The sequence below is a fragment of the Rhodococcus sp. UYP9 genome (assembly GCF_040547235.1).
Classification (GTDB): Bacteria; Actinomycetota; Actinomycetes; order Mycobacteriales; family Mycobacteriaceae; genus Rhodococcoides.
Genome location: NZ_JBEPPH010000006.1, coordinates 204,933 through 226,673, shown reverse-complemented (window position 1 = coordinate 226,673; position 21,741 = coordinate 204,933). Strand labels below are relative to the sequence as shown.

Annotated in this window: 23 protein-coding genes; 11 read left to right on the top strand and 12 right to left on the bottom strand. The window is 62.2% G+C overall.

Annotation, left to right across the window (positions count from 1 at the left end; all coding sequences use genetic code 11):
- The first annotated feature begins 3 nt into the window (after nt 1-3).
- Nucleotides 4-942: an alpha/beta hydrolase gene (locus ABIB36_RS17945; RefSeq protein ID WP_084345998.1), complete on the top strand. Its 939-nt coding sequence runs from the start codon at nt 4-6 to the stop codon at nt 940-942.
- Here ABIB36_RS17945 and ABIB36_RS17940 read toward each other — a convergent pair.
- Complete coding sequence (locus ABIB36_RS17940) at nt 898-1,758, bottom strand: glycine betaine ABC transporter substrate-binding protein (protein ID WP_354561523.1); 861 nt, start codon at nt 1,756-1,758, stop codon at nt 898-900. The two genes, ABIB36_RS17945 and ABIB36_RS17940, sit on opposite strands and share 45 nt — an antisense overlap.
- 187 nt (nt 1,759-1,945) lie before the next feature.
- Here ABIB36_RS17940 and ABIB36_RS17935 point away from each other — a divergent pair, with 187 nt between their 5' ends.
- From ABIB36_RS17935 to ABIB36_RS17920, 4 genes are all read left to right on the top strand, one after another.
- Nucleotides 1,946-2,890, top strand: a complete 945-nt coding sequence (locus ABIB36_RS17935) for an ABC transporter substrate-binding protein (protein ID WP_084346000.1) — start codon at nt 1,946-1,948, stop codon at nt 2,888-2,890.
- 68 nt (nt 2,891-2,958) lie between these two features.
- Nucleotides 2,959-4,137, top strand: a complete 1,179-nt coding sequence (locus ABIB36_RS17930; protein WP_354561520.1) for an ABC transporter ATP-binding protein — start codon at nt 2,959-2,961, stop codon at nt 4,135-4,137.
- Entirely contained in the window at nt 4,134-4,832 is a 699-nt protein-coding gene (locus ABIB36_RS17925; RefSeq protein WP_354561517.1) for an ABC transporter permease, read from the top strand. Before ABIB36_RS17930 ends, ABIB36_RS17925 begins: the two co-directional genes overlap by 4 nt.
- Entirely contained in the window at nt 4,829-5,521 is a 693-nt protein-coding gene (locus ABIB36_RS17920; RefSeq protein ID WP_084346003.1) for an ABC transporter permease, read from the top strand. Before ABIB36_RS17925 ends, ABIB36_RS17920 begins: the two co-directional genes overlap by 4 nt.
- 73 nt (nt 5,522-5,594) lie before the next feature.
- Here ABIB36_RS17920 and ABIB36_RS17915 read toward each other — a convergent pair whose 3' ends face one another.
- From ABIB36_RS17915 to ABIB36_RS17900, 4 genes are all read right to left on the bottom strand, one after another.
- Nucleotides 5,595-6,791, bottom strand: a complete 1,197-nt coding sequence (locus ABIB36_RS17915; protein WP_354561515.1) for an NAD(P)-dependent malic enzyme — start codon at nt 6,789-6,791, stop codon at nt 5,595-5,597.
- Nucleotides 6,792-6,994: 203 nt separating this feature from the next.
- A complete protein-coding gene (locus ABIB36_RS17910) occupies nt 6,995-7,255 on the bottom strand; it encodes a hypothetical protein (protein WP_354561514.1) in 261 nt (86 codons plus the stop codon).
- Nucleotides 7,256-7,260: 5 nt separating this feature from the next.
- Nucleotides 7,261-7,875 carry a MarC family protein gene (locus ABIB36_RS17905; protein ID WP_354561512.1) on the bottom strand — a complete coding sequence of 205 codons (615 nt, stop codon included), beginning with the start codon at nt 7,873-7,875 and terminating at the stop codon, nt 7,261-7,263.
- A complete protein-coding gene (locus ABIB36_RS17900; RefSeq protein ID WP_354561509.1) occupies nt 7,872-8,735 on the bottom strand; it encodes a PHP domain-containing protein in 864 nt (287 codons plus the stop codon). The genes ABIB36_RS17905 and ABIB36_RS17900 overlap by 4 nt, the downstream gene beginning before the upstream one ends.
- A gap of 93 nt (nt 8,736-8,828) precedes the next feature.
- On the opposite strand from ABIB36_RS17900, the gene ABIB36_RS17895 reads away from it, so the two are divergent.
- On the top strand, nt 8,829-9,926 hold the full coding sequence (locus tag ABIB36_RS17895; protein ID WP_354561507.1) for a magnesium and cobalt transport protein CorA: 1,098 nt from the start codon (nt 8,829-8,831) through the stop codon (nt 9,924-9,926).
- Between the two features lie 31 nt (nt 9,927-9,957).
- Here the strand turns inward: ABIB36_RS17895 and ABIB36_RS17890 are convergent, their stop codons facing one another.
- Entirely contained in the window at nt 9,958-10,545 is a 588-nt protein-coding gene (locus ABIB36_RS17890; protein ID WP_354561504.1) for a suppressor of fused domain protein, read from the bottom strand.
- A gap of 78 nt (nt 10,546-10,623) precedes the next feature.
- On the opposite strand from ABIB36_RS17890, the gene ABIB36_RS17885 reads away from it, so the two are divergent.
- The 3 genes from ABIB36_RS17885 (at nt 10,624) to ABIB36_RS17875 (ending at nt 13,780) form a co-directional block, all read left to right on the top strand.
- On the top strand, nt 10,624-11,337 hold the full coding sequence (locus tag ABIB36_RS17885) for a metallophosphoesterase family protein (protein WP_354561502.1): 714 nt from the start codon (nt 10,624-10,626) through the stop codon (nt 11,335-11,337).
- Nucleotides 11,327-12,184: a chromosome partitioning protein ParB gene (locus tag ABIB36_RS17880; RefSeq protein ID WP_354561499.1), complete on the top strand. Its 858-nt coding sequence runs from the start codon at nt 11,327-11,329 to the stop codon at nt 12,182-12,184. Before ABIB36_RS17885 ends, ABIB36_RS17880 begins: the two co-directional genes overlap by 11 nt.
- Nucleotides 12,185-12,313: 129 nt before the next feature.
- Nucleotides 12,314-13,780 (top strand): MFS transporter, encoded by a 1,467-nt coding sequence (locus tag ABIB36_RS17875; protein WP_354561497.1) that lies wholly within the window; start codon nt 12,314-12,316, stop codon nt 13,778-13,780.
- Between the two features lie 38 nt (nt 13,781-13,818).
- Here ABIB36_RS17875 and ABIB36_RS17870 read toward each other — a convergent pair whose 3' ends face one another.
- The 6 genes from ABIB36_RS17870 to ABIB36_RS17845 form a co-directional block, all read right to left on the bottom strand.
- A complete protein-coding gene (locus ABIB36_RS17870) occupies nt 13,819-14,988 on the bottom strand; it encodes an ABC transporter ATP-binding protein (RefSeq protein WP_084346010.1) in 1,170 nt (389 codons plus the stop codon).
- 5 nt (nt 14,989-14,993) lie between these two features.
- Nucleotides 14,994-15,827 carry a carbohydrate ABC transporter permease gene (locus ABIB36_RS17865; RefSeq protein WP_084346011.1) on the bottom strand — a complete coding sequence of 278 codons (834 nt, stop codon included), beginning with the start codon at nt 15,825-15,827 and terminating at the stop codon, nt 14,994-14,996.
- Nucleotides 15,827-16,780, bottom strand: coding sequence for a carbohydrate ABC transporter permease (locus tag ABIB36_RS17860; RefSeq protein WP_084346012.1), 954 nt, complete (start codon nt 16,778-16,780; stop codon nt 15,827-15,829). The genes ABIB36_RS17865 and ABIB36_RS17860 overlap by 1 nt, the downstream gene beginning before the upstream one ends.
- Nucleotides 16,777-18,099: an extracellular solute-binding protein gene (locus ABIB36_RS17855; RefSeq protein ID WP_084346013.1), complete on the bottom strand. Its 1,323-nt coding sequence runs from the start codon at nt 18,097-18,099 to the stop codon at nt 16,777-16,779. Before ABIB36_RS17855 ends, ABIB36_RS17860 begins: the two co-directional genes overlap by 4 nt.
- Nucleotides 18,100-18,283: 184 nt before the next feature.
- A complete protein-coding gene (locus tag ABIB36_RS17850; protein WP_084346014.1) occupies nt 18,284-18,775 on the bottom strand; it encodes a YflT domain-containing protein in 492 nt (163 codons plus the stop codon).
- Nucleotides 18,776-18,853: 78 nt separating this feature from the next.
- Entirely contained in the window at nt 18,854-19,819 is a 966-nt protein-coding gene (locus tag ABIB36_RS17845) for an HpcH/HpaI aldolase/citrate lyase family protein (RefSeq protein ID WP_354561490.1), read from the bottom strand.
- A 59-nt stretch (nt 19,820-19,878) separates the two neighbouring features.
- Here ABIB36_RS17845 and ABIB36_RS17840 point away from each other — a divergent pair, with 59 nt between their 5' ends.
- Together ABIB36_RS17840 and ABIB36_RS17835 are read left to right on the top strand one after the other, a co-directional pair.
- Complete coding sequence (locus ABIB36_RS17840; protein WP_084346015.1) at nt 19,879-21,153, top strand: magnesium transporter MgtE N-terminal domain-containing protein; 1,275 nt, start codon at nt 19,879-19,881, stop codon at nt 21,151-21,153.
- Nucleotides 21,150-21,719 carry a DUF1003 domain-containing protein gene (locus ABIB36_RS17835; RefSeq protein ID WP_354561486.1) on the top strand — a complete coding sequence of 190 codons (570 nt, stop codon included), beginning with the start codon at nt 21,150-21,152 and terminating at the stop codon, nt 21,717-21,719. Before ABIB36_RS17840 ends, ABIB36_RS17835 begins: the two co-directional genes overlap by 4 nt.
- Nucleotides 21,720-21,741 lie beyond the last annotated feature (22 nt).

The following is a 21,741-nucleotide window of genomic DNA, read 5'->3' as shown; positions in this document are numbered from 1 at the left end:
AGCATGAGGTCCTTTTATCTGCCACTCCCCCTTGTCGCTGCATCGTTGAAGCCGTTCTATCGGTTGGCGTTGAATGCGCGCTTACCGTTCACGGTTCAACGCAAAATTCTCGAAGCGGCATCTCCACTGCAGACCTTGCCGCACGGAACCGTCAGCGAAAAGCTCACGCTCGCCGGACGACAGGCGGAACGCATCACAGTCGGCGCGACGGAACGTACGACGGCAGTGCTCTACCTGCACGGCGGCGCGTACACCATCGGTTCGATTGCCACTCACCGCTCGCTGGCGGCACACCTTGCTCGCGAGTCTGCCAGCGCGGTATACGTTCTCGACTACTCACTGGCACCGGAAAATCCGTTGCCCGCTGGATTGAACGACGCCGTTGCCGCCTTCCGCGAGTTGGTGACTTCGCACGGGTTCAGTGCTGATCGGGTTGCGATTGCAGGCGACTCCGCCGGCGGTGGTCTGGCAGTTGCTACGGCTCGTCGACTCGTGGACGACGGAATTCTGCCTGCCGCACTCGGATTGATCTCTCCATGGGTCGACCCTGGTGCTCGCGACGCGCAATTCGATCGAGATCTGGTCGTCAATACGGCTTGGTCGTTCTCCTCCGCCGATGCGTATCTGCACGAAGGTGATCCACTCGATCAGAGATTCGCTCCCCTGCACGGGGATTTGTCGGGGCTACCGCCGGTCGTCATGCATGTCGGAACATCCGAGGTGCTGTATCCACAGATCGTCGCCTTTCACGACAAGCTCCTGTTGTCCGGCGTCGAAGTCGACTATGTCGAATACGAAAAGCTGTGGCACGTCGCGCACCTGCAGGCCTCGATACTGCGCGAGGCAGCTGATGCAGTGCACCACATGGGCGCATTTCTCGGCACGAGAGTGCGCACTTCAGAGGTTGTGTTCGCCGAGCCAACGAGCAGCGACCTCGTCTGATTTCGCACCCCCGCGGACCTCGCCGATCATGTCGGCGAGGTCTGCGGTCGTCAATTCACCGGCGACCACGCCGAACGCTTTGATTTCGTTCTCGTTCAACACGCCGTCTCGAAAGAGTGGTACGACGTTCTGGGCCCGGAACGCTCCTTCGTCGTCTTCGAGTGCGGTCAGATCCTTGGCCTTCGGCCCTGACGACGCGGTACGAATCACGCCGGCGGACACACCCTCCGCTACCTCGACCGCCTCGACGACTGCATCTTCGTCGGCCTCGATCCGGACCGAGGCAAAACTGCACCCGTAGCGATCCCGCACTCTGTTCAATGCCTCGGCGTTCGCCGAAGTGACCGATACCGTGGCCTGCGAACAGTTCGACGCGATATCGGTGATCGTTTCGGCTCCCGAAAAAGGCGCGCCGTCGGCGATGACCAGTGCCACACCGTCTTCGGCGGTGGCATAGTCCGAGACGGACAACCCCTGCGGAAGCGACTTGTTGAGGTCGGCGAACACATCGTCCGCTTCGGTAGCCTCGGACGTCGAATCGAACGTGTCGAGGAGTTCGCCCATCAGCTCCGGCACGACGTCGACGTCGCCTCGGTCGAGTGCCGCCAGGGAGTCACCGCTGTCACCCGCGTCCAACTCGGTGCGCACCTCTGCTCCGGTCGAGCGAAGCGCCCCGGCGTAAATCTGCGCCAAAAGCTCACTGTGCACGGTGTCCGATGAACCCACCACGATGGTCGAGGAAGGCTGCTCAGCTGCCCCGCACGACATCGCGGCGCACGAGAGGAGGGCTAGAACTACGACCCGTAGGCCTGACACACGCACTTTTCCACAAGCTCCGTTCACAGCCGATGTCGGTGGCAAGGTTTATCGTTCCACCACAACGGGAACTGAGGCCAACGAGATGCTCTTCGGGGCAACCCTATGTCTAGACTTGCTCGGATCACCATCCCGAGCTGCCTAGAGAACCGGTCAGTCGACGCGCCGGTACCGATGGAAGGACCACATGAACATCACCCGAACCACACGCGTCCTGGCTGCACTGTCGATTTCGGCGCTCGCGCTGACAGCATGCGGCAACAATGACGATCCCTTGTCCAGTGGCGGCGGGAGCAACGGGGACACCAACTCCATCGTGGTGGGCTCGGCCAACTTCCCGGAGTCCGAGACCGTGGCGAATATTTATGCAGAAGCACTGCGCGCCAATGGTTTCGAGGTGGGGACCAAATTCAACATCGGCAGCCGTGAAGCCTACATCCCGGCAGTGAAGGACGGGTCGATCGATCTGGTCCCCGATTACACAGGCAACCTCCTACAGTACTTGGACGAGTCGGCAACGGCGACTTCGTCCGAGGATGTTCTGGCTGCCCTCCCCGACGCACTCGGGCCGGACTTGTCCGTGACGGCACAGGCACCCGGTGAGGACAAGGATGCCGTCGTCGTCAGCCGTTCGACGGCCACCGAACGCAAGCTGACCACAATCGGCGATCTAGCGCCCTTCTCTGCGGACGTCACCTTCGCGGGCACGCCCGAGTTCCAGGAACGCGTCGGTGGGCTACCGGGGTTGAGTTCGAAGTACGGCCTCGACATCGCGGCAGGAAACTACGTTCCGATCTCCGACGGGGGCGGCCCAGCGACCGTCGAAGCTCTGGTCTCCGGCAAGGTCACTGCCGCCGACATCTTCACCACTTCGCCCGCAATCGCGCAGAACGACCTCGTAGTACTCGAGGACCCGGAGAACAACTTCGCTGCACAGAACATCATCCCGGTCCTCAATACCGCGAAGCAGTCGGACAAGCTCACGAAAGTCCTCGACGCAGTGTCCGCGCAGATCACCACCGAAGAACTGATCGCCCTCAACACTTCGGTTTCCGGTGACGCCAAAGTCGAACCGGCGGCAGCGGCGAAGGCCTGGGTAGCGCAGAAGGGACTGGACAAGCCGATCAGCTGATTGCACGTCCATCGACGCATGCTCTTCACCGGCGGTTTGCCAGTGCACCGACGAGAGGCACCCCAGTAGTGATCACTTTCGAGAGTGTGAACAAGACATATCCGGACGGCACGACGGCCGTCGACTCGCTTGATCTGGTGATCGAACCCCAGTCGTTCACGGTGTTCGTCGGGCCGTCGGGTTGCGGTAAGACAACCTCGATGCGGATGATCAACCGCATGATCACTCCCACTTCGGGAGTGATCACGGTCGATGGAAAGAACATCGCCGACGCCGACGCCGTGAAGCTGCGGCGCGGCATCGGGTACGTCATTCAGAGCGCAGGCCTGTTGCCGCACCGCACGGTCGTCGACAACGTCGCCACCGTGCCGGTGTTGCGTGGCGCCACGAGGCGCGCCGCGCGCAAGGCCGCATTGGATGTTCTCGAACGAGTAGGCCTCGACCCAGCTTTCGCTTCTCGCTACCCGGCGCAGTTGTCCGGTGGCCAGCAGCAAAGAGTCGGTGTCGCCCGCGCACTGGCCGCGGATCCGCCGATCCTGTTGATGGACGAGCCTTTCAGTGCTGTCGATCCGGTGGTCCGCGAGGACCTGCAAACCGAAATGCTCCGCCTACAAGCGGACTTGAAGAAGACCATAGTGTTCGTCACTCACGACATCGACGAAGCCGTCCGACTCGGCGATCACATTGCCGTCTTCGGACCCCATGGGAGACTGCAGCAGTACGACAAGCCAGAGACCATCTTGTCTGCACCGGCCACCTCCTTCGTGGCCTCGTTCGTCGGTCGCGATCGTGGCTACCGTGGACTCTCCTTCAGGTCGGCTCAGTCGGTCACCCTGCACTCGATCGACACCGCAACCGAGAGCGAAGTGAAGTCCCTTCGGCTGAACCAGGGGCAGTGGGTTCTCGTTGTGGACTCGGCACGTCGTCCACTCGGTTGGATCGATGTCACCGGGGTCGAGAAGGTTCGCGACGGTCGGGCGCTGGAGGACAGCACCGCAGCGGGCGGGTCACTGTTCACCCAAGGTGGGGATCTGCGCCAAGCGCTCGACTCGGCCATCTCGTCGCCGTCGGGAATCGGGGTCGCGGTCGACGACACCGGAGCAGCTGTCGGCAGCGTCGACGCCGCAGAGATCCTCGAAAACCTTGCTATGCAACGTAAGTCCGAGGACGAAGAACGAAACCGGCACCACTTCAGTTCGGGGCAACACAGCAGTTCCATCCAACACAGCGAGGACGACAAGCAGTGAAGTGGCTGGTCGACAACTTCGATGTCGTCCTGGGCCTCGCCAAGACGCACCTCTACCTTTCGCTTGTTCCGTTGCTCATCGGACTGGTCATTGCGATACCAGTCGGCACACTCATCCGGAACACACGATGGGTGCGACGCACCACGCTGACGCTGGCCAGCATTGCTTTCACCATCCCCTCACTGGCACTGTTCGTCACTGTTCCAGCGATCGTCGGTCTCCCCATTCTCGATCCGCTCAACGTCGTCATCGCGCTGTCGGTGTACTCGACTGCTCTTCTGATTCGGGCCGTTCCCGAAGCGTTGGACTCGGTGCCGTTCGCAGTGGTCGATTCTGCCGAGGCCATGGGTTACTCGACGATTCGGCGCGCGGTATCCGTCGAGTTGCCGCTGTCACTTCCGGTGCTGATCGCGAACGTCAGGGTCGTGGCGGTCACTAATATTTCGCTCGTGTCGGTCGGCTCGGTAATCGGCATCGGTGGCCTCGGTCAACTGTTCACCCAGGGCTATCAGCGTGACTACCCGGACCAGATCGTGGCCGGCATCATTTCCATCGTCTTTCTGGCGCTCGTATTCGATGCGGTGCTGTATCTACTCGGCCGTTGGCTCACACCGTGGACTCGCCTCAGCTCGGCCTCGAAGAAGAAGACCACCGCTTCCCAGAAGGCCACAGGCTCGACGGAGAGGCCGGCATGAACTTGTTCTCGGAGGCCTTTTCCTACATCTTCGACGCCGGAAACTGGGCCGGGCCCACCGGAATCGGCGCCCGCATTGTCGAGCACATCTGGTACAGCCTGCTCGCGGTGGTGATCTCGGCGGCCATCGCGATACCCATCGGCCTGCTGATCGGACACCTCAGGAGAGGTGAAGCCCTCGTCGTCGGACTCGTCAATGCACTCCGATCGCTACCGACACTCGGCATTCTGGTGTTCCTGGTTCTGGTCATCGGGTTAGGACTGGTGCCCCCGATCATCGCGCTGGTTCTCCTCGGTATTCCACCTCTCCTTGCCGGGACCTACTCCGGAATTGCGAACGTCGACGCCGATGTGGTGGACGCTGCCAGAGCTATGGGCATGACCGAACTGCAAGTGCTCTTCCGCGTGGAAATCCCCAACGCGCTGCCGCTGATGATCGGTGGCCTCAGAAACACCACGCTTCAGATCATCGCCACCGCGACCGTTGCGGCCTACGTCAACCTCGGTGGGCTCGGTCGCTACATTTTCGACGGCCTCGCACTCTACGACTACGGGCGCGTGCTTGTCGGCGCAATCCTGGTCGCGGTGCTGACCCTGATCGTGGACGGTCTGCTGGCCCTTGCGGTCTGGGCTTCGGTTCCGGGTACAGGTCGGCTCAAACGCATGCCTTCGCGCGTGGCCGAGGTTTAGCTCGAGAGAACGAAAAAGCACCCCGCACCATGCCTGGTTGAGGCTAGGTCCGGGGTGCTTCTTCTATTCGGTCCTACGCGACACCCTCGGCTCGCGCTGCTGCCGCAACTGCGTCCGCAACGGCCGGGGCTACGCGAGGGTCGAGCGGGCTCGGCACGATTTTGTCCGCAGCCAACTCATCGCCGAGAACCGAGAGGATTGCCTCGGCAGCGGCGAGTTTCATGCCTTCGGTTATGCGGCGTGCTCCGGCGTCGAGTGCGCCTTTGAACACGCCGGGGAAGGCGAGCACATTGTTGATCTGATTCGGGAAGTCACTGCGACCTGTCGCGACGATCGCGGCGTAGAGGCTCGCTCGCTCAGGGTGAATCTCGGGATCCGGGTTCGAGAGGGCGAACACGATCGACTCCGGTGCCATCGACGCGATGCAGGACTCGTCGATCTGTCCAGCGGAGACTCCGAGAAACACGTCGGCTCCGGCGAGCGCATCGGCAGCACTCCCCGACAGCCCGCGAGGATTGGTCCGCGATGCCAGGTCTGTTTTCACCGAGTTCAAGTCGGTGCGATCGGCCGAGACGATTCCCTTGGAATCGAGCACGACGACATCCGGAGTGCCTGCCGCCAAAAGAATGTTGGCGCACGCGACGCCTGCAGCACCGGCCCCGGAGATGACGACCTTCAACCCTGCAGTGCTACGCCCCTGGAACTTCGCTGCGCCGTTGAGGGCAGCGAGAACGACGATGGCGGTGCCGTGCTGGTCGTCGTGCATCACCGGGCAGTCGAGGGCTTCGATGACGCGCCTCTCGATTTCGAAGCAGCGCGGCGCCGAGATGTCTTCGAGATTGACGGCACCGAAGCTGTGACGCAGACGAACGATGGTGTCGACGATCTCGTCGACGTCCTGGGTGTCGATGACGATCGGGATGGAGTTCAGGCCGGAAAATTTCTTGAACAGTGCCGCTTTACCTTCCATGACCGGAAGCGATGCGCGGGGGCCGATGTCGCCGAGCCCCAGTACAGCCGAACCGTCGGAGATGACAGCGACGAGGCGGTCGGTCCAGGTGTACTTCTTGGCAAGCGCGGCGTCGTGCGCGATAGCGCGACTCACCTGGGCTACCCCTGGGGTGTACGCGATGGAAAGGTCACGCTGAGTCTCGAGTGGGGAGGTCAGTTCCACGGACAGCTTTCCACCGACGTGGCCGAGGAATATTTCCTCGTCGGTGATAGCGGACAGGTTTGCTGTGTTGCTGGTCGGTTCGGTCACGGTGGACACGTTAGCTCCTATGGAATCCGGTTTCGATACCGTTCAGCAATTCGAGGGAGGTGTCACCGAGCGCGCCATCGTACGGCTGCGTCTACGGGTGTACCGATCTACACAGTCGGTATGACGCGGTGGCGCCGAAAACTGCAGAAGTCAGTGTGCCACTGCGGTCTGCGGGTTGGCAACATGTCGGGCATCGCCACCGACATGTGAGGTCAACTCCACCACTGAGTCCAGAGCAACACACCTGCGATGACAAGAACGACGGTCGATGCGAGAGCCGAAGACCCTCGACGACGGTGATCGGCGAAGTGCTGCGCGAGGATGGCGGCGACTGCGGCCGCGATGTGGGCCACTACCGAGACTGTGCCCGGCCCGGGAAACGCACGTTGATTTCCAAGGTACTGGGCGCCCACGACAAGGATGGCCATGACGACGAGCCCTGCTGCGACGGCCCCACTCAACGCTCTAAGCACACCCGTCAACCTCCTGTGATGAAGCCGCGGACCGAGTCCGCGATGAGCTGGACGGCAATTGCAGCCAGCAGTAGGCCCGCGATGCGAGCAAGCAAGGTGATGCCACCGACACCCAGGATTCGTATCAATACCGTCGAGAATCTGAGCACTGCGAAGAACAGTATGTGAATGGTGACGATGGCAAGCGCGACGGCTGCGAGGGACCCGACCCGCCCGTCGGCTTGGCTGACATAGACGATGACGGCTGCGATCGCACCCGGCCCCGCCATCAGCGGGGTGCCGAGGGGGACGAGGGCGACGTTGACTTCCTCGGCCTCGGTGCCACCACCTGCACTTTTGCCGGTGAGCAGTGACAGTGCGATGAGTAGAAGCAGCAGACCTCCCGCACCCTGAAGCGCCGGTATTCCGATGTGCAGGTAGCCGAGAATAGCCTGGCCACCGATGGCGAAGACGGTGATGACCGTCAGCGAGACCGCGGGAGCTTGCCAGGCGGCGCGATGTCGCTCTTCTTTACTCTTGCGTCCGACCAGGGACAGGAAGACAGGAATGGCACCGGGTGGGTCCATGATGACGAACAGAGTGATCAGGACTGTGAGGTAGAGAGTGGTATCGAAGCTCATACAGACAGTCCAGATGCCTGCGATACCAACCGCTCGTAGTCGTTCACGGACGTCAAGTGTCGACCGAGCTTGAGTTCCTTGTTTCGACCGTGATAGTCGGACGAGCCTGTGACGATCAGGTCGAGCTCGCCGGCGAGCTCTCTGAGTACCCGAGCGTCCTCGGCGTTGTGATCGGCATGGTCGACCTCGATACCCCCGAGTCCTCCGGTTCCTCCGGGCTCGAGCGAGACGAGTTCACGGATCTGTGCGAGATCGAGCAGTCTTCCCCGGGTCCTGGCGCGTGCGTGCGCGAGCACGCTGACTCCTCCCGCTGCCGCGATCATCTTCACGGCCCGATCGAGCGGGGTATCGACTTTGGGGACGTAGTACAGGCTCCCGGTACTCAAGGGGCCGTCGAACGCTGCCTGCACGCTCGGGACGGCGCCGGCGTCGACGAGTGCACGTGCCAGGTGGGGTCGTCCGGCCGACGGACCGGTCCTGGCAAGAATGTCCTCCGGGTCGATGCTGGGATAGTCGACGGCCAGTAGCTCGGCCATGCGCCTGATCCTCGTACTGCGTTCCTCGCGCAATCGCGCACGTTCGAGCGCGAAGGCTTCGTTCTCGGGATCGAACAAGTACGCCAGCAGGTGCACCGGAACCGGATCACCGTCCTCGCCTCGACCGGTGCAGGACATCTCCATTCCGCGCACCACGGTCAGACCGGCAGGCGCCGCCTCCATCGCCTCGTCCCAACCGGCCGTAGTGTCGTGATCGGTCAGCGCAACGACATCGAGACCTGCCGCGCGCGCCGCACGTACCAACTCCGCCGGCGTATCGGTGCCGTCGGAGGCGGAAGAATGGGTGTGAAGATCGATGCGCACGAGAGAAAGTCTCTCAGGCGTACGATTGCGCGTCGCCCGCCGCCCAGAACAATCCGCCCTCGAAGAACCCGCCCTCGACGAAGGAGTGCAGCCATGCCATCTCTACCACCACGGCCTTCGCTGCCGTCCCTGCACTCGCTGCGGCCCTCTACCCGGTCGGCGGCTCGCGTGCCGAAAGTCCCGGTGCCGACCGCCCGCGCGATCGTCGACTGCGCCGTGTACGTCGACGGCGTCCGGTTGGAAGGCAAATTCACCCATTCCGCTGCCATCGCGGAGGTCCGCAGACGCGGCGACGGATTCGTCTGGGTCGGCCTGCATGCCCCGGACGAAGGCCAGATGAACAGTGTGGCCGAGTGCTACGGCCTGCACGAGTTGATGGCAGAGGACGCGGTTCACGCCCACCAGCGCCCCAAGCTCGAACGATACGACGACGTTTCGTTTCTCGTTCTCCGAACGGTGAGCTACGTCGAGCACGAATCGGCGACGACGGCCAACGAGTTGGTCGAGAGCGGGGAGATCATGGTCTTCCTCGGTCGGGACTTCGTGGTGACCGTCCGGCACGGCGAACATTCCGGGCTCTCCGGCGTGCGTCATCGACTGGAGCAGAATCCGGAGCACCTCGCGCTGGGGCCGACCGCAGTTCTGCATGCCGTCGCCGATCACGTCGTCGACGAGTATCTGGCGGTGACGTCTTCGATCGAACGTGACGTCGACGTGATGGAGGAGGAAGTGTTCTCCCCCGATGATCACGTTCCGATCGAGAACATCTATCTACTCAAACGCGAGGTCGTCGAGTTGCGACGCTCGGTCACGCCACTGTCGACACCGTTAAGCCAGTTGGTGCAGGGTGTGGACACTCCTGTTCCGAAGGCGATACGCCGGTACCTGCGCGATGTCGCGGACCACCACACGCTGGTTGCGGAGCGGGTGGCCGAGTTCGACGAGGTGCTGAGTTCGCTGGTCGATGCGGCGTTGGCGCGGGTGACGATGCAGCAGAACATGGACATGCGCAAGATCTCGGCGTGGGTGGCGATCGCCGCGGTGCCGACAATGGTGGCAGGCATCTACGGCATGAACTTCGACAATATCCCGGAACTGCATTGGAAATACGGCTACTACGGCGTCATCGGAGTTGTTGCGGTCGTTTGCATCAGCTTGTTCGCGACGTTCCGGCGCAACAACTGGCTCTGACCGCCGGCAAGCCGCGTAGAACTCGGCGTGACTAGAGGGTCACAGCCGACCGAGCAGGGTCGCGAACGTCGATACCTGCTTCTTTCCATGCGTCCCGAAGCGCTTCGGCGCCGCGCAGTCGTACCCATGCCGCCTCGGTACTGGTGATCGGAACCAACTGCAGGAACTTCACCGGATCTGCAGGCTCCGGCAGCACCAGATCGTCGATCTCACTGTCTCCGAGCAACACCGCAGTGAAGGGCGCGCCCTTCCACAACGGTTCGCCGATATCGAGCAGAAGATCAGGGCGCAGAACCACCCCTTCCACCGACGGCGACGCCGCCAACTTGGCGATGTTCTGCAGGAACGAGGTGTCGATACCGTCGAAGACTCTTGTGATGAGAATGAGTTCGGCTCGGGGACCGCGGGTCGCGTCGGCGATCATCTCACTGGGATCGGACATGGGGTATCGAGAACATCCCAGAGTCGCGAATCTGGCGAACGCATCCTGCCGGGGCAGAAATGTCAGCACTTCCAACGATTCGAGACCGAGGAAGGTGACCGAGTAGGGGCGGGGATTCTCGTCCCCGATCTGCGCGACGAGCTGTGCGCGGACCGAGGAAATGACGCTGTCGCTCACAGTGCCATCCAACACCACCGCAGTCCGAACGACGCGTTCGGTGCATCAGGAAAGGTGGTTGTCGGTAGCGTCGGGCACGTGGTCTCCGTCCTAGCCGTCTCCGACGAAACTATCGAGACCCTGTGGAGCACACAGGTGCGCTCGCTCGATGTCGACCTCGTTCTCGGGGCCGGCGACCTGCCCTTCGAATACTTGGAATACCTGACCGATGCGTTGAATGCGCCGTGCGTGTTCGTCCCCGGAAATCACGACGCAGACTTGACGGGATACTCGGCCGGGCGGGTCGGATGGATGCGCGCGGGTCTGCCCAGCACCTGGCCAGGGCCGGTAGGTGCGGTGAACGCCGACCGCACCATCGTGTCGGCGGCGGGGTTACGCATCGCGGGCCTGGGTGGATCGATTCGCTACAACGATGGCCCGAATCAGTGGACTCAACGTCAACAGCGTCGCCGAGCCAGGTCCCTCACCCGCACCGAGTCGTGGAAACGAACGGTGCGCGGCGACCTGCGCGGTGTGGACGTGCTCCTGACACACAGCCCGCCCTTCGGAGTCGGCGACGACACCGATCCCGCGCACGTCGGATTCGAGTGTCTGGACGACGTCGTCCGTTCGCTGCAACCCCAGTTGCTTGTGCACGGTCACATCCATCCCCACGGGCAGACACCGGAAGACCTCGAGTTGCACGGGGCCACCGTCCTCAACACGGTCGGATACACCTTGCTCGAGATCGAACCGGGTGGCCGCGCAGCTGAGAACGTACCCACGATCGTGAGGCGACGACATGGCACGTGACACCGGCTTTCCCACCGCCGATGCGGAGAACGATTTCACGCGGCAGCGCCGTCGCGCCGACATCGCACGATTGGTCGGGTGGCTGCGTCGACAGCCTGACGATGTCAACACCATCCTGCCGTTCGACGAGGTCGTCGCCGCCCTCGGCAAGGTGGGTGAGCGCCAACTCGGCTTGCAGGTCATCCGAGTCGACTCCATCGTCGGAAGCGTGGACCGCACACGCGACTTCGATCGATTCTTCCGGCCGACCTCGGCACGGGTTCGGGAGCGGTGGCAGCGCCTCGCGGCGGCCCAACGACGCGGCGAGTCCATGCCGCCGATTCAGGTGTATCGCATCGGGTCGATGCATTTCGTACTCGACGGCCACCATCGGGTGTCCATCGCTTTCGCCATGCACCGAACCACGATCGACGCTCTGGTCACCGAGATCATCACGCGCATCTCCCCCGAGGGCATCACCAGACGCGGCGATCTGCTCATCAAAGATCACCGACGCATCTTCCTCACCCGCGTGCCCTTGGTCGGCAAAGCCCGCGACGCGGTGCAGGTCACCGATCCGTTCGAGTACGCGGAATTGAGCGAATGCGTCGAGGCCTGGGGTTTCCGGCTGATCCAGGAGTTATCCGAATTCGTCGATCGCCCAACCGTTGCCCGACGCTGGTTCGGCGAAGAGTTCCTCCCCGTCGTCAGGATGGTGCGCGCCGCCGACATCCTGGAAGGCAAGACGGACGCCGAGGCGTACCTGTGGATGATCCGCGAACGGTATCGCCTGGTGCGCGAACATATCTGGAACGACGAGATCGTCTCCGAACTCCGCGAGCGGGCGCGAGACACCCAACGTTCGTGAACCTCGCGTCGTAGTCGCGAGAGACATGCGCGCCTTCCCCCTCTACAGAAACTCTGATAAGCATTTAGGTGCACACATCAAGTTTTTTGATGTCTCTTGCTCCATCGAAATGTAACGGGGTTCTTCCGCATGTCATCCGCGGTTCGCACGGAAGATCTACGACCAGGAGTTCTACTGCTGCCGGGTCTGTGCTTCGTGGTGATGACGGTTGCCGTCCTCCAGACGATGGTCATCCCGATCGTCGGAACGATAGGGATGCAGCTCGACGTCAGCCCTACCGCCGCCGGATGGGTGCTCACCGCCAATCTCCTCGCCGCCGTCGTCGCGACCCCGGTCATCGGCAGGTTGGCAGACCTGCACGGCAAACGCCCGGTACTCATCGGCGTTCTGCTGCTCGTGCTCGCAGGTTCCCTCATCGCCGCGAGCACCCACTCCCTCGCACTTCTGATCTTCGGACGGGTGCTTCAAGGTGTGTCGTACGCGCTGTTTCCGATTGCGTTGGCAATCCTTCGCGACGAGATGCCGCACAGAAAACTTGTCGGCTCGATGGCCATTCTTTCCGGCACTCTCGGCGTCGGTGGCGGGTTCGGGCTCGTCCTGACGGGTTTGCTGACCGCGGACGGCGCCGACTACCACCGCGTCTTCTGGCTGACCGCGGTGTTCGTCCTCGGGGCTCTCGTGATCGCGTGGTTCGCCGTTCCAGCGCGAGCCCGCACTGGCCGTGGCTCGGTGGACTGGTGGGGCGCAGTCCTCCTCGCCATAGCGCTGGTCCTGCTTTTCCTTGCGTTGACGCAGGGCAGGGATTGGGGGTGGGGCTCGGTCGCGAACCTTGCCTGCGCGATCATCGGAGCCATCACGCTCGCACTGTGGTGGATATTCGAGAACAAGACCGCAGCTCCCCTCGTGGCACCGCGCCTACTCACGCACGGACCGCTGCTGGCGACCAATATCGCAACACTCTTCGTCGGTATCGGAATGTTCGTCAACTTCCTCGCGTGCTCGTACTTCGTGCAGACACCTCGTGAACTCGCCGGTTACGGCTTCAGCGCAACCGTGCTCGGGGCCAGCGTCGTGTATCTGCTGCCCGGAGCTGTCGTCGGCGTCATTGCCGCAACCTGCAGCGGGATATTCATCCGACGCTTCGGTGCACGACCGATACTGATCACGAGCGGTGGAATCGGAGTCTTCGGCTTCGTGTTCTTCGTCTTCTTCCACACCGCCACCTGGCAGGTCATTCTCGCGACGTCGATCGTCAGCGTCTTCGTCAGCCTCGCCTTCGCGGCGATACCGAACCTGCTGATGGCCGAGGTCTCCGCCTCCGACACCGGCGTCGCGAACAGCGTCAACTCGATCGTCCGAACCGTCGGAACGTCCATTGCGAGTGCACTTCTCACCACTATGCTGGCCACCTACACCATTGCAGGAACCTCGATTCCACGCGAAATGGTGTACACGTTTGCATTCGTCGCCGGAGCGATCGCGTGCACCATCGTGGCCTTGGCTGCAACGGCAATACGAGTGGAACCACCTGTAACCGTCAACGTCACCGAGGTTGCGCGCGACAGCGGGGTCGCGCAGGTACACGGAAACCGATAGTGGGCCATCGATTTCCGCCTACCTGCGCGCCGGACCGCCTACAGGGTCAGGTTTGCACCCGATGCATGGTCGAACACGGACACCTTCGCGGGATCGAACCACAACTCGATCTGGCTGCCCTCGGCTGCCTTGGACTCTGCCGCCAACCGTGCAACGACCTGCGCGCCACCGAGATTGCCGATGCCCGCATCGGCAGCCAATTCCTGTAGTTCGGCGGACTCGACCTGAGCACCCGCGAGCGTGAAGTACACGTACTTGTCACTGCCCATCGACTCGAGAACGTCGACTTTCGCGGTGAAGACCGCGCCGCTGATCTTCTGGTAACCGTCGATGAGTGCAGCATCCTCGAAATGTTCGGGCCGAATGCCGACGACAACTTCACGCCCCGGATTCTTCGACTTGATCGAGTCCATTCGGTCCAGTGGAAGCTCGATGTCGCCGAGGTCGGTGGACACACCGTTCGCGGTGAGCTGTCCCGGCACGAAGTTCATCGAAGGAGATCCGATGAAACCGCCCACGAACAGGTTCTTGGGCTTGTCGTAGAGCTCCTGCGGTGAGCCGATCTGCTGCACGCGTCCACCACGCAACACCACGACCCGATCGCCGAGAGTCATGGCCTCGGTCTGATCGTGCGTCACGTACACCGTGGTGGTGCCCAGACGCTTCTGCAGCCTGGAGATCTCCGCACGCGTCTGCACACGCAGCTTGGCGTCGAGGTTCGACAACGGCTCATCCATGAGGAACGCCTTGGGGGTGCGAACGATGGCGCGCCCCATCGCAACTCGCTGACGCTGGCCGCCGGAGAGATTTGCCGGCCGACGATCGAGGTGCTGGGTCAGATCGAGGATCTTCGCAGCCTCCTCCACCTTCTCGTTGATCTCGTTCTTGCTGAGCTTGGCGAGAGTCAACGGGAACGCGATGTTCTGTCGCACCGTCATATGCGGGTACAACGCGTAGGACTGGAACACCATCGCGATATCGCGATCCTTCGGAGCCTTCTCGTTGACACGCTCCCCTGCGATACGCAGCTCACCGGACGAGATGTCCTCGAGACCCGCGATCATGTTGAGCGTCGTGGACTTTCCACACCCCGACGGCCCGACGAGAATGATGAACTCGCCGTCCGCGATGGTCATGGACACGTCGCTGACGGCAGCGGCACCGTCCGGGAAGAGCTTGGTGATGTTTTCGAGAACAATTTCGGACATGACGGTTATCCCTTCACTGCGCCGGACGTCAAGCCCGCCACGATGCGTCGTTGGAAAAAGAGCACGAAAACGATGATTGGAATGGTGATGACCACTGCTGCTGCTGCGATCGATCCTGTCGGCTCCTCGAACTGCGAGCTGCCGGTGAACTGCGCGATCGCGGCGGGCGCGGTGATGGACCTCTCGGTCGCAGTCAACGAGATGGCCAACAGCAGGTCGTTCCAGGCGAAGATGAACACCAAGATGGCGGCCGTCACGATGCCGGGAGCCGCCAGCGGAGCGATGACTTTACGGAAAGCTTGAGCTGGAGTGGCGCCATCCATCTTCGCCGCTTTCTCGAGCTCCCAAGGAATCTCCCGGAAGAACGCGGAGAGCGTGTAGATCGCCAGCGGCAAAGCGAACGTGGTGTACGGGATGATCAGACCCAGCCAGGTGTCGAAAAGGCCGAGAGCACGCTCGATGTCGAACAGCGGAGTGACGAGCGAGATCTGCGGGAACATCGCGATGAGCAACGCGACACCGACGAGCAACTTCTTGCCGGGGAAGTCCAATCGCGCGACGGCATATGCCGCCATCGTGCCGATCACGACGGCGATGACCGTGGTGATGAGACCGATTCCGATCGAGTTGATCAGAGCCGACGTGAACTGACTGGTGGAGAAGATTCCCTTGTAGTTGTCGAACGTGAAGGACCGGGGAATGAACGCGCCGTCGGTGATCGTGGCCGTCGACTTGAACGACAAACTGATGATCCAGGCCAACGGAACGAGCGCGTACAGCAGGACGAGGACATTGATGACCGTCCAGCCGACCTTCTTACGAGGCGTCACTGTCGTCATTATTTACGGCCTCCGTCGTCCGAGCCCGGCGCCGAAGCCCCGAACAGCTTGATGAACACGAACGCGATGATGGCGACGCAGAAGAAGATGAGAACGCTGATCGCCGAACCGAGTCCGAGATTGAATGCGCCGAACAGGTTGTCGTAACCGAGAATCGACACCGAGCCCGTGCCGTTGCTGCCCTTGGTCAACACGTAGATGTTGTCGAAGATGCGGAACGCATCCAAGGTGCGGAAGAGGACCGCGACGAGAATCGCCGGCTTCATCAGCGGAATCGTGATGCGCAGCAACCTCGTCCAGGCACCGGCCCCATCGACCTCGGCAGCCTTGAGCAGATCGTCCGGGACGAGTGCGAGTCCGGCCAGCAGCAGAAGAGCCATGAACGGCGTGGTCTTCCACACCTCGGCGAGGACGATGATCGCCAACGACGGGAACTGTTCGGTGAGAGGCGCACTGCCGTCGGGCAGGAGGTTGGCGAGATACCCGGTGCCCGGCGTCCACGCGTAGTACCAGCTGTATGCCGCCGCGACCGTCACGATGCCGTACGGAATCAGGACCACGGTACGAACGAGACCGCGACCGAAGATGGTGCGGTGCATGACAAGTGCCACAGCCAACCCGAGGACGAACTCGATGATCACCGACACGATCGTGATTCCCACTGTGACACCGAACGCTTGCCACCAGTAACTGTCCGAGAGCACCGTCACGTAGTTCGAGAAGCCTACGAACTCACGGTCGTCGGGGAAGGCCAAGTTGTACTTCTGCAGACTGAGCCAGAGTGCATAGACGATCGGATACCCGGTGACTGCCACCATGATGATCGCGGCGGGCGCAACCAGCATGAGCCCGAGTCGACGCTCGGCCTTTTTACCTTCTGATATCTGTTTCAGCGCATCCTGTCTGGCCGGCGCGACGGACCCGGATTCGGGCTCGGTTGTCGGTGCGCTCATGGGATCAGCCCTTCCGAGTTGACGGCCTTGGTAACGAGATCGGCGAGCTTGTCCACGTCGGCGACAGGGTCGATGTTCTGCGGTGGATTCAGCGCGTCGGTGAGCAGGATCGAAATGGACTGATATGCCGGGGAAACGGGTCGGACCGCAGAGTTCTCGATCGAGTTGAGCACGCCTTCCCACGCTGGGTAGACCGCCTGGAACTCAGGATCCTGGTAAAGCTGCCGCAGGACCGGTGGCACGCCGCCGTTGACTGCGTTGTTTCGCTGGTTCTCCTCGTTCGTCAAGCATGCGACGGCTTCCCAGGCGAGGTCCTCGTGCTGGGTCGTGTTCGCCACGCCGATGTTGAATCCACCGATCGTGACCTTGGCGGGCGTGTTTTCCTTGACAGCTGGATACGGAGCGCTTCGGAAGACCTCGGCGATTGCCGCATCCTGTTGATCGGCAGGAACATTCGACAGATCGAGAAATGGAACCGCACCGGCGATCGCGTTCTCTTTCAGGCCGGGCAGGACGAACGGGTAGTTGACCTCGAATGCGGAGCTACCTGCTTCGAGTCCGAGTCGGGCCGTCGCTTCGTCGGTCTGAGAAATCGACGGATCCGCACCGTCGGCGGTTGCAACTCGTTTCATGATCGAGAGTGCTTTTTCGGTGGCCGCGCGATGCTCCGGAGTGTCGTTGAGGGTGACAGTCGTACCGTCATCACCGACTACCTGCCCGCCTGCGCTGACGAGGAGGCTGTTGAACCACACCATCAGGCCCTCGTACTGCTTGGCCTGAACCCCGATGTACGACGGTTTGCCCTCTGCCGCATTCGCTTCGGCGACGTCGATCAACTGATCCCACGTTTGCGGGGGTACGCCGCCGGGAACCTGGTCCGGGCGATACCAGAGCAGCTGCGTGTTCGAGTTGAGCGGAACCGCGTACAGCTGGTCCTGCCATTGCGCCGTTGCCAGGGGACCTTCGAGGGTCGACCCGTCGCGCAGTGTGGCGGACAACTCCTCGGGAACCGGCAGCGCCCAACCTGCTTCGGCGAACTCCGCCGTCCAGACGACGTCGAGTGTCATCAGATCGAGTGAACTGTCGTTGCCCGCCAACCGTCGAGCCAGCTGAAGCCGCTGATCGTTGGCGCTCTTGGGGAGTGTTCGTTGCTCCACGGTGTAGCGGCCACCCGACGCCGCCGAACAGGCCTGCGCGGCGGCCGCGTACTGCTCGGCACCGTCCGCGGCTGTATAGAAACTCAGCACCGGGGTGCTGCTGTCTGAAGATCCACATGCCGCCAACAACGGAGTGACGACCAGAGCAGCTGCGGCCAACACCCCTATCCTGGTTGCGTTTCTCGGCCTCGGACCACGTTGTCTCGGCACTTTCCGCCTCCGTATTTTCGATTACTCGCGCAGCAGTTGCTCTGGTCTACCCTGCGCGTAGAGAAACGTAACTGAACTCACAGTCCTCGAGGCGAAATTGGGACTATTCCGTAATGTCCCTGACTCCGCTATCGGGTCAGATCGACAGCTTCGCGAGCATGTCCCGGGCCTTCTCGGCACTCTTGGGCTCGCACAAGACGTCGTAGCGACCGGCGACGAGCTGCATGCTCGACGCGAAGTCACGTTGCCCGCGCGTTGCTGCGTACGGAATGGCAGTGGAGATGAGGCCGAAGATGATGCCGCCGACGATTCCGATGGCCAAAGCACCGAAAAGGTTGCCGTTGGTGAAGATTCCGAGGACGAGACCGAGGAATACGCCCAGCCACGCGCCCGAAACAATTCCTCCGCCAATAACTTTGGCCCACGTGAGTCTGCCCAGGACTCGCTCGACCTGCATGAGGTCGACGCCGACGATCGTGACGTCTTGAACGGAGAACTCCTGATCGGAGAGGTAGTCGACAGCCTTCTGAGCCTCGGCATAGGTGGGGTAGGAGCCGATCGGCCATCCTGACGGAGGAGTCGGAAGTCCTTGGCCACCGCGGCCGGGCTGCGAGAGTGGATTCGTCATGTATCCATTGTGCCTGGGAACGGACACAACAGATACCCGTTGTGGTGTTTCACCATGCCCTGTGTGTCTCCGGGCGAATTACGTTGCCGGCGGCGTGAACGAGGTCGTCCGCGTCATGCCTGCGGCTCTCCCCTTCGCCGATACGACAAGCGCAAGCTTTCGGCTGGCCTCGTCGATCATCTCGTCCCCCAACATGACAGCACCACGGCCGCCGCCTGCGGCGGAGGTATGGAACTCGTAGGCCTCGAGGATCATCTCGGCCTTGTCGAAGTCGGACTGACGCGGGCTGAATATCTCGTTGGCAGCATCGATCTGCGTCGGGTGCAGTACCCATTTCCCGTCGAAACCGAGGCCCGCGGTGCGTCCCGCGGCGCGCCGGAACGCGTCGAGGTCGCGAATCTGGAGGTACGGTCCGTCGATCGCCTGCAGCCCGTGGGTGCGCGCGGCCAACAGGATGGTCATCAGAATGTGGTGATAAGCGTCGCCGGTGTCGTAGCCCTCAGGTTGTTCGCCGACGACAAGTGTGCGCATGTTGACGCTGGCCATCAGGTCTGCAGGACCGAAGACCAGGGTTCGGACACGAGGACTCGCAGTAGCGATCGCGTCGATGTTGCGCAGGCTTCTCGCACTCTCGATCTGTGGCTCGATGTCGATTGCGCCCACCGGCAGACCCGCAAGCTTTTCCACCTGCGTGAGCAACAGATCGAGCGCCTGGACGTGCGAGGCGGTCTCGACCTTGGGGAGCAGGATCGCGTCCAGGTTGCCGCCTGCACCGGAGACGACCTCGATCACATCACCGTGCGTCCACGGCGTCGTCCAATCGTTGACGCGGACGACCTTGATCTGTTCACCCCAGCCGTCGGAGTTGAGCGCCTCCACTATCCGTCCACGCGCTTCTACCTTCGCGATCGCGGCGACCGCATCCTCGAGGTCGAGAAAGATCGCGTCGGCGGGAAGTGTCTTGGCTTTCTCGATCATCTTCGCGGAACTGCCGGGAACGGCAAGAACCGATCGACGCGGACGGTCTCGCTCCACCGAAGTCACGTTCACGCCACCCCTGTCTGATTCTCTGAAATATCCGTTGACGCTCTAACCTTGACATCATGGCAGCTCTGAGCAAGGTATTTGCGGCCAGGCTGGCGGGCCTGGTGGTTCTCGGTCCCGATGGTGAGTCGATCGGCCGTGTGCGCGATCTGGTCATCACCATGCGCATCGGACGCGCCCAACCGCGCGTGCTGGGCGTGGTCGTCGAACTTTCCACGCGCCGAAGAATTTTCGTGCCGATGCTTCGAGTCACGAGTATCGAGCCGAACTCGGTGCAACTCAACACCGGCAACGTGAGTCTGCGTCGATTCACCCAGCGCGCGAACGAGATTCTGGTCTTCGCGCAGATCCTCGATTCCAAGGTCCGCGTCGACGACCCAGAGCTCGAAGAGATGCACGATGTCGACTCGATCGTGGTGGATCTCGGGATCGAACTGACACGTACCCGGGATTGGCTCGTCGCTCGTGTCGCAGTGCGGCGCCAGCGTCAACGACTTGCCCGACGCGGCGCGATCCACGTGGTCGATTGGCAGCACGTGCAGGGTTTGACGCAGAACGAACTGTCGTTGCCCGGACAGGGCGTCGCGCAACTTCTGATGCAGTTCGAGGACCTCCGTGCCGCCGACGTGGCGCACGCGATGCGCGAACTCCCCGTCAAAAGGCGGATGGAAGTAGCGATGGCGCTGGACGACGAACGCTTGGCCGACATCGTGCAGGAACTACCCGATGACGATCAGGTGGAGTTGATGCATTACCTGGGCGTCGACCGTGGGGTGGACGTGCTCGAAGCGATGGACCCCGACGACGCCGCCGACCTGCTCGGTGAGCTGCCGAAAACCGAGGCGGAATCACTACTGCGCCTGATGGACCCGGAGGACTCGGCACCTGTTCGCCGTTTGCTCGCGCACTCTCCCGATACGGCCGGTGGCATGATGACGCCCCAGCCGGTCATCCTGACGGCGTCGACCACCGTCGCCGAAGCACTCGCGCGGGCGCGTAATCCGGATCTGACTCCGGCATTGGCCTCGTTGGTCTTCGTCGTTCGACCGCCGACCGCGACGCCTACAGGGTCCTATCTCGGATGCGTTCATCTGCAGCAGTTGCTCCGTGAACCGCCCGCCAGCTTGATCGGTGGTGTACTCGACAGTGCACTCCCCCGTCTCTCCACCGACGACAGTTTGACGACCGTCACGCGGTATTTCGCGACATACAACCTGGTCTGCGGCCCGGTAGTCGACGACGAGGACCATTTGGTGGGTGCGGTAACAGTGGACGACCTTCTCGATCACCTGTTACCGGAGGATTGGCGAGAGCAAGAGGTGGCCGGCCGATGAAGGAAACAGCCCGCCAACGGATGGACACCCCACGCGGGACCAAGCTGTTCAACTTCCACCTCGACGTCGACGTGGGCAGATCCGGTGAAAAGGCTGCACGATTCCTCGGCACCGGGCGCTACCTCATCATTCAGACCGCCATCGTCATCGTCTGGATCTTCCTCAACGTCGTTGCGGTCAATCTGCGCTGGGATCCATACCCGTTCATCCTGCTCAACCTCGCGTTCTCCACCCAGGCTGCATATGCGGCACCGCTGATCCTGCTTGCGCAGAACCGTCAGGACGACCGCGACCGCGTGTCGCTGGAGGAAGATCGAGCACGAGCGCAGCAGACCAAAGCGGACACCGAGTTCCTCGCCCGCGAACTCGCGTCACTGCGCATCGCCGTCGGCGAGGTCGCCACCCGCGACTATCTGCGCCGCGAACTCGACGAGATCAGGGAACTTCTCGAACAGTTGAACGGCGTTTCACCGGCGCCGGCGAAGAAGTCCAGAAAGAAAGCCTCACGTCCCGCGTCCAAAAGTGACGGGGAGACATGGGGGTCCGGCACGGATCACATCGAATAACGTTTCGGCGGCGGCTTGACCT

Coding starts and splice junctions, on each gene's coding strand:
- ABIB36_RS17945 (WP_084345998.1), top strand. CDS start 4: ATGAGGTCCTTTTATCTGCCACTCCCCCTTGTCGCTGCATCGTTGAAG.
- ABIB36_RS17935 (WP_084346000.1), top strand. CDS start 1,946: ATGAACATCACCCGAACCACACGCGTCCTGGCTGCACTGTCGATTTCG.
- ABIB36_RS17920 (WP_084346003.1), top strand. CDS start 4,829: ATGAACTTGTTCTCGGAGGCCTTTTCCTACATCTTCGACGCCGGAAAC.
- ABIB36_RS17905 (WP_354561512.1), bottom strand. CDS start 7,875: ATGAGCTTCGATACCACTCTCTACCTCACAGTCCTGATCACTCTGTTC.
- ABIB36_RS17895 (WP_354561507.1), top strand. CDS start 8,829: ATGCCATCTCTACCACCACGGCCTTCGCTGCCGTCCCTGCACTCGCTG.
- ABIB36_RS17880 (WP_354561499.1), top strand. CDS start 11,327: ATGGCACGTGACACCGGCTTTCCCACCGCCGATGCGGAGAACGATTTC.
- ABIB36_RS17875 (WP_354561497.1), top strand. CDS start 12,314: ATGTCATCCGCGGTTCGCACGGAAGATCTACGACCAGGAGTTCTACTG.
- ABIB36_RS17870 (WP_084346010.1), bottom strand. CDS start 14,988: ATGTCCGAAATTGTTCTCGAAAACATCACCAAGCTCTTCCCGGACGGT.
- ABIB36_RS17865 (WP_084346011.1), bottom strand. CDS start 15,827: ATGACGACAGTGACGCCTCGTAAGAAGGTCGGCTGGACGGTCATCAAT.
- ABIB36_RS17860 (WP_084346012.1), bottom strand. CDS start 16,780: ATGAGCGCACCGACAACCGAGCCCGAATCCGGGTCCGTCGCGCCGGCC.
- ABIB36_RS17850 (WP_084346014.1), bottom strand. CDS start 18,775: ATGACGAATCCACTCTCGCAGCCCGGCCGCGGTGGCCAAGGACTTCCG.
- ABIB36_RS17840 (WP_084346015.1), top strand. CDS start 19,879: ATGGCAGCTCTGAGCAAGGTATTTGCGGCCAGGCTGGCGGGCCTGGTG.
- ABIB36_RS17835 (WP_354561486.1), top strand. CDS start 21,150: ATGAAGGAAACAGCCCGCCAACGGATGGACACCCCACGCGGGACCAAG.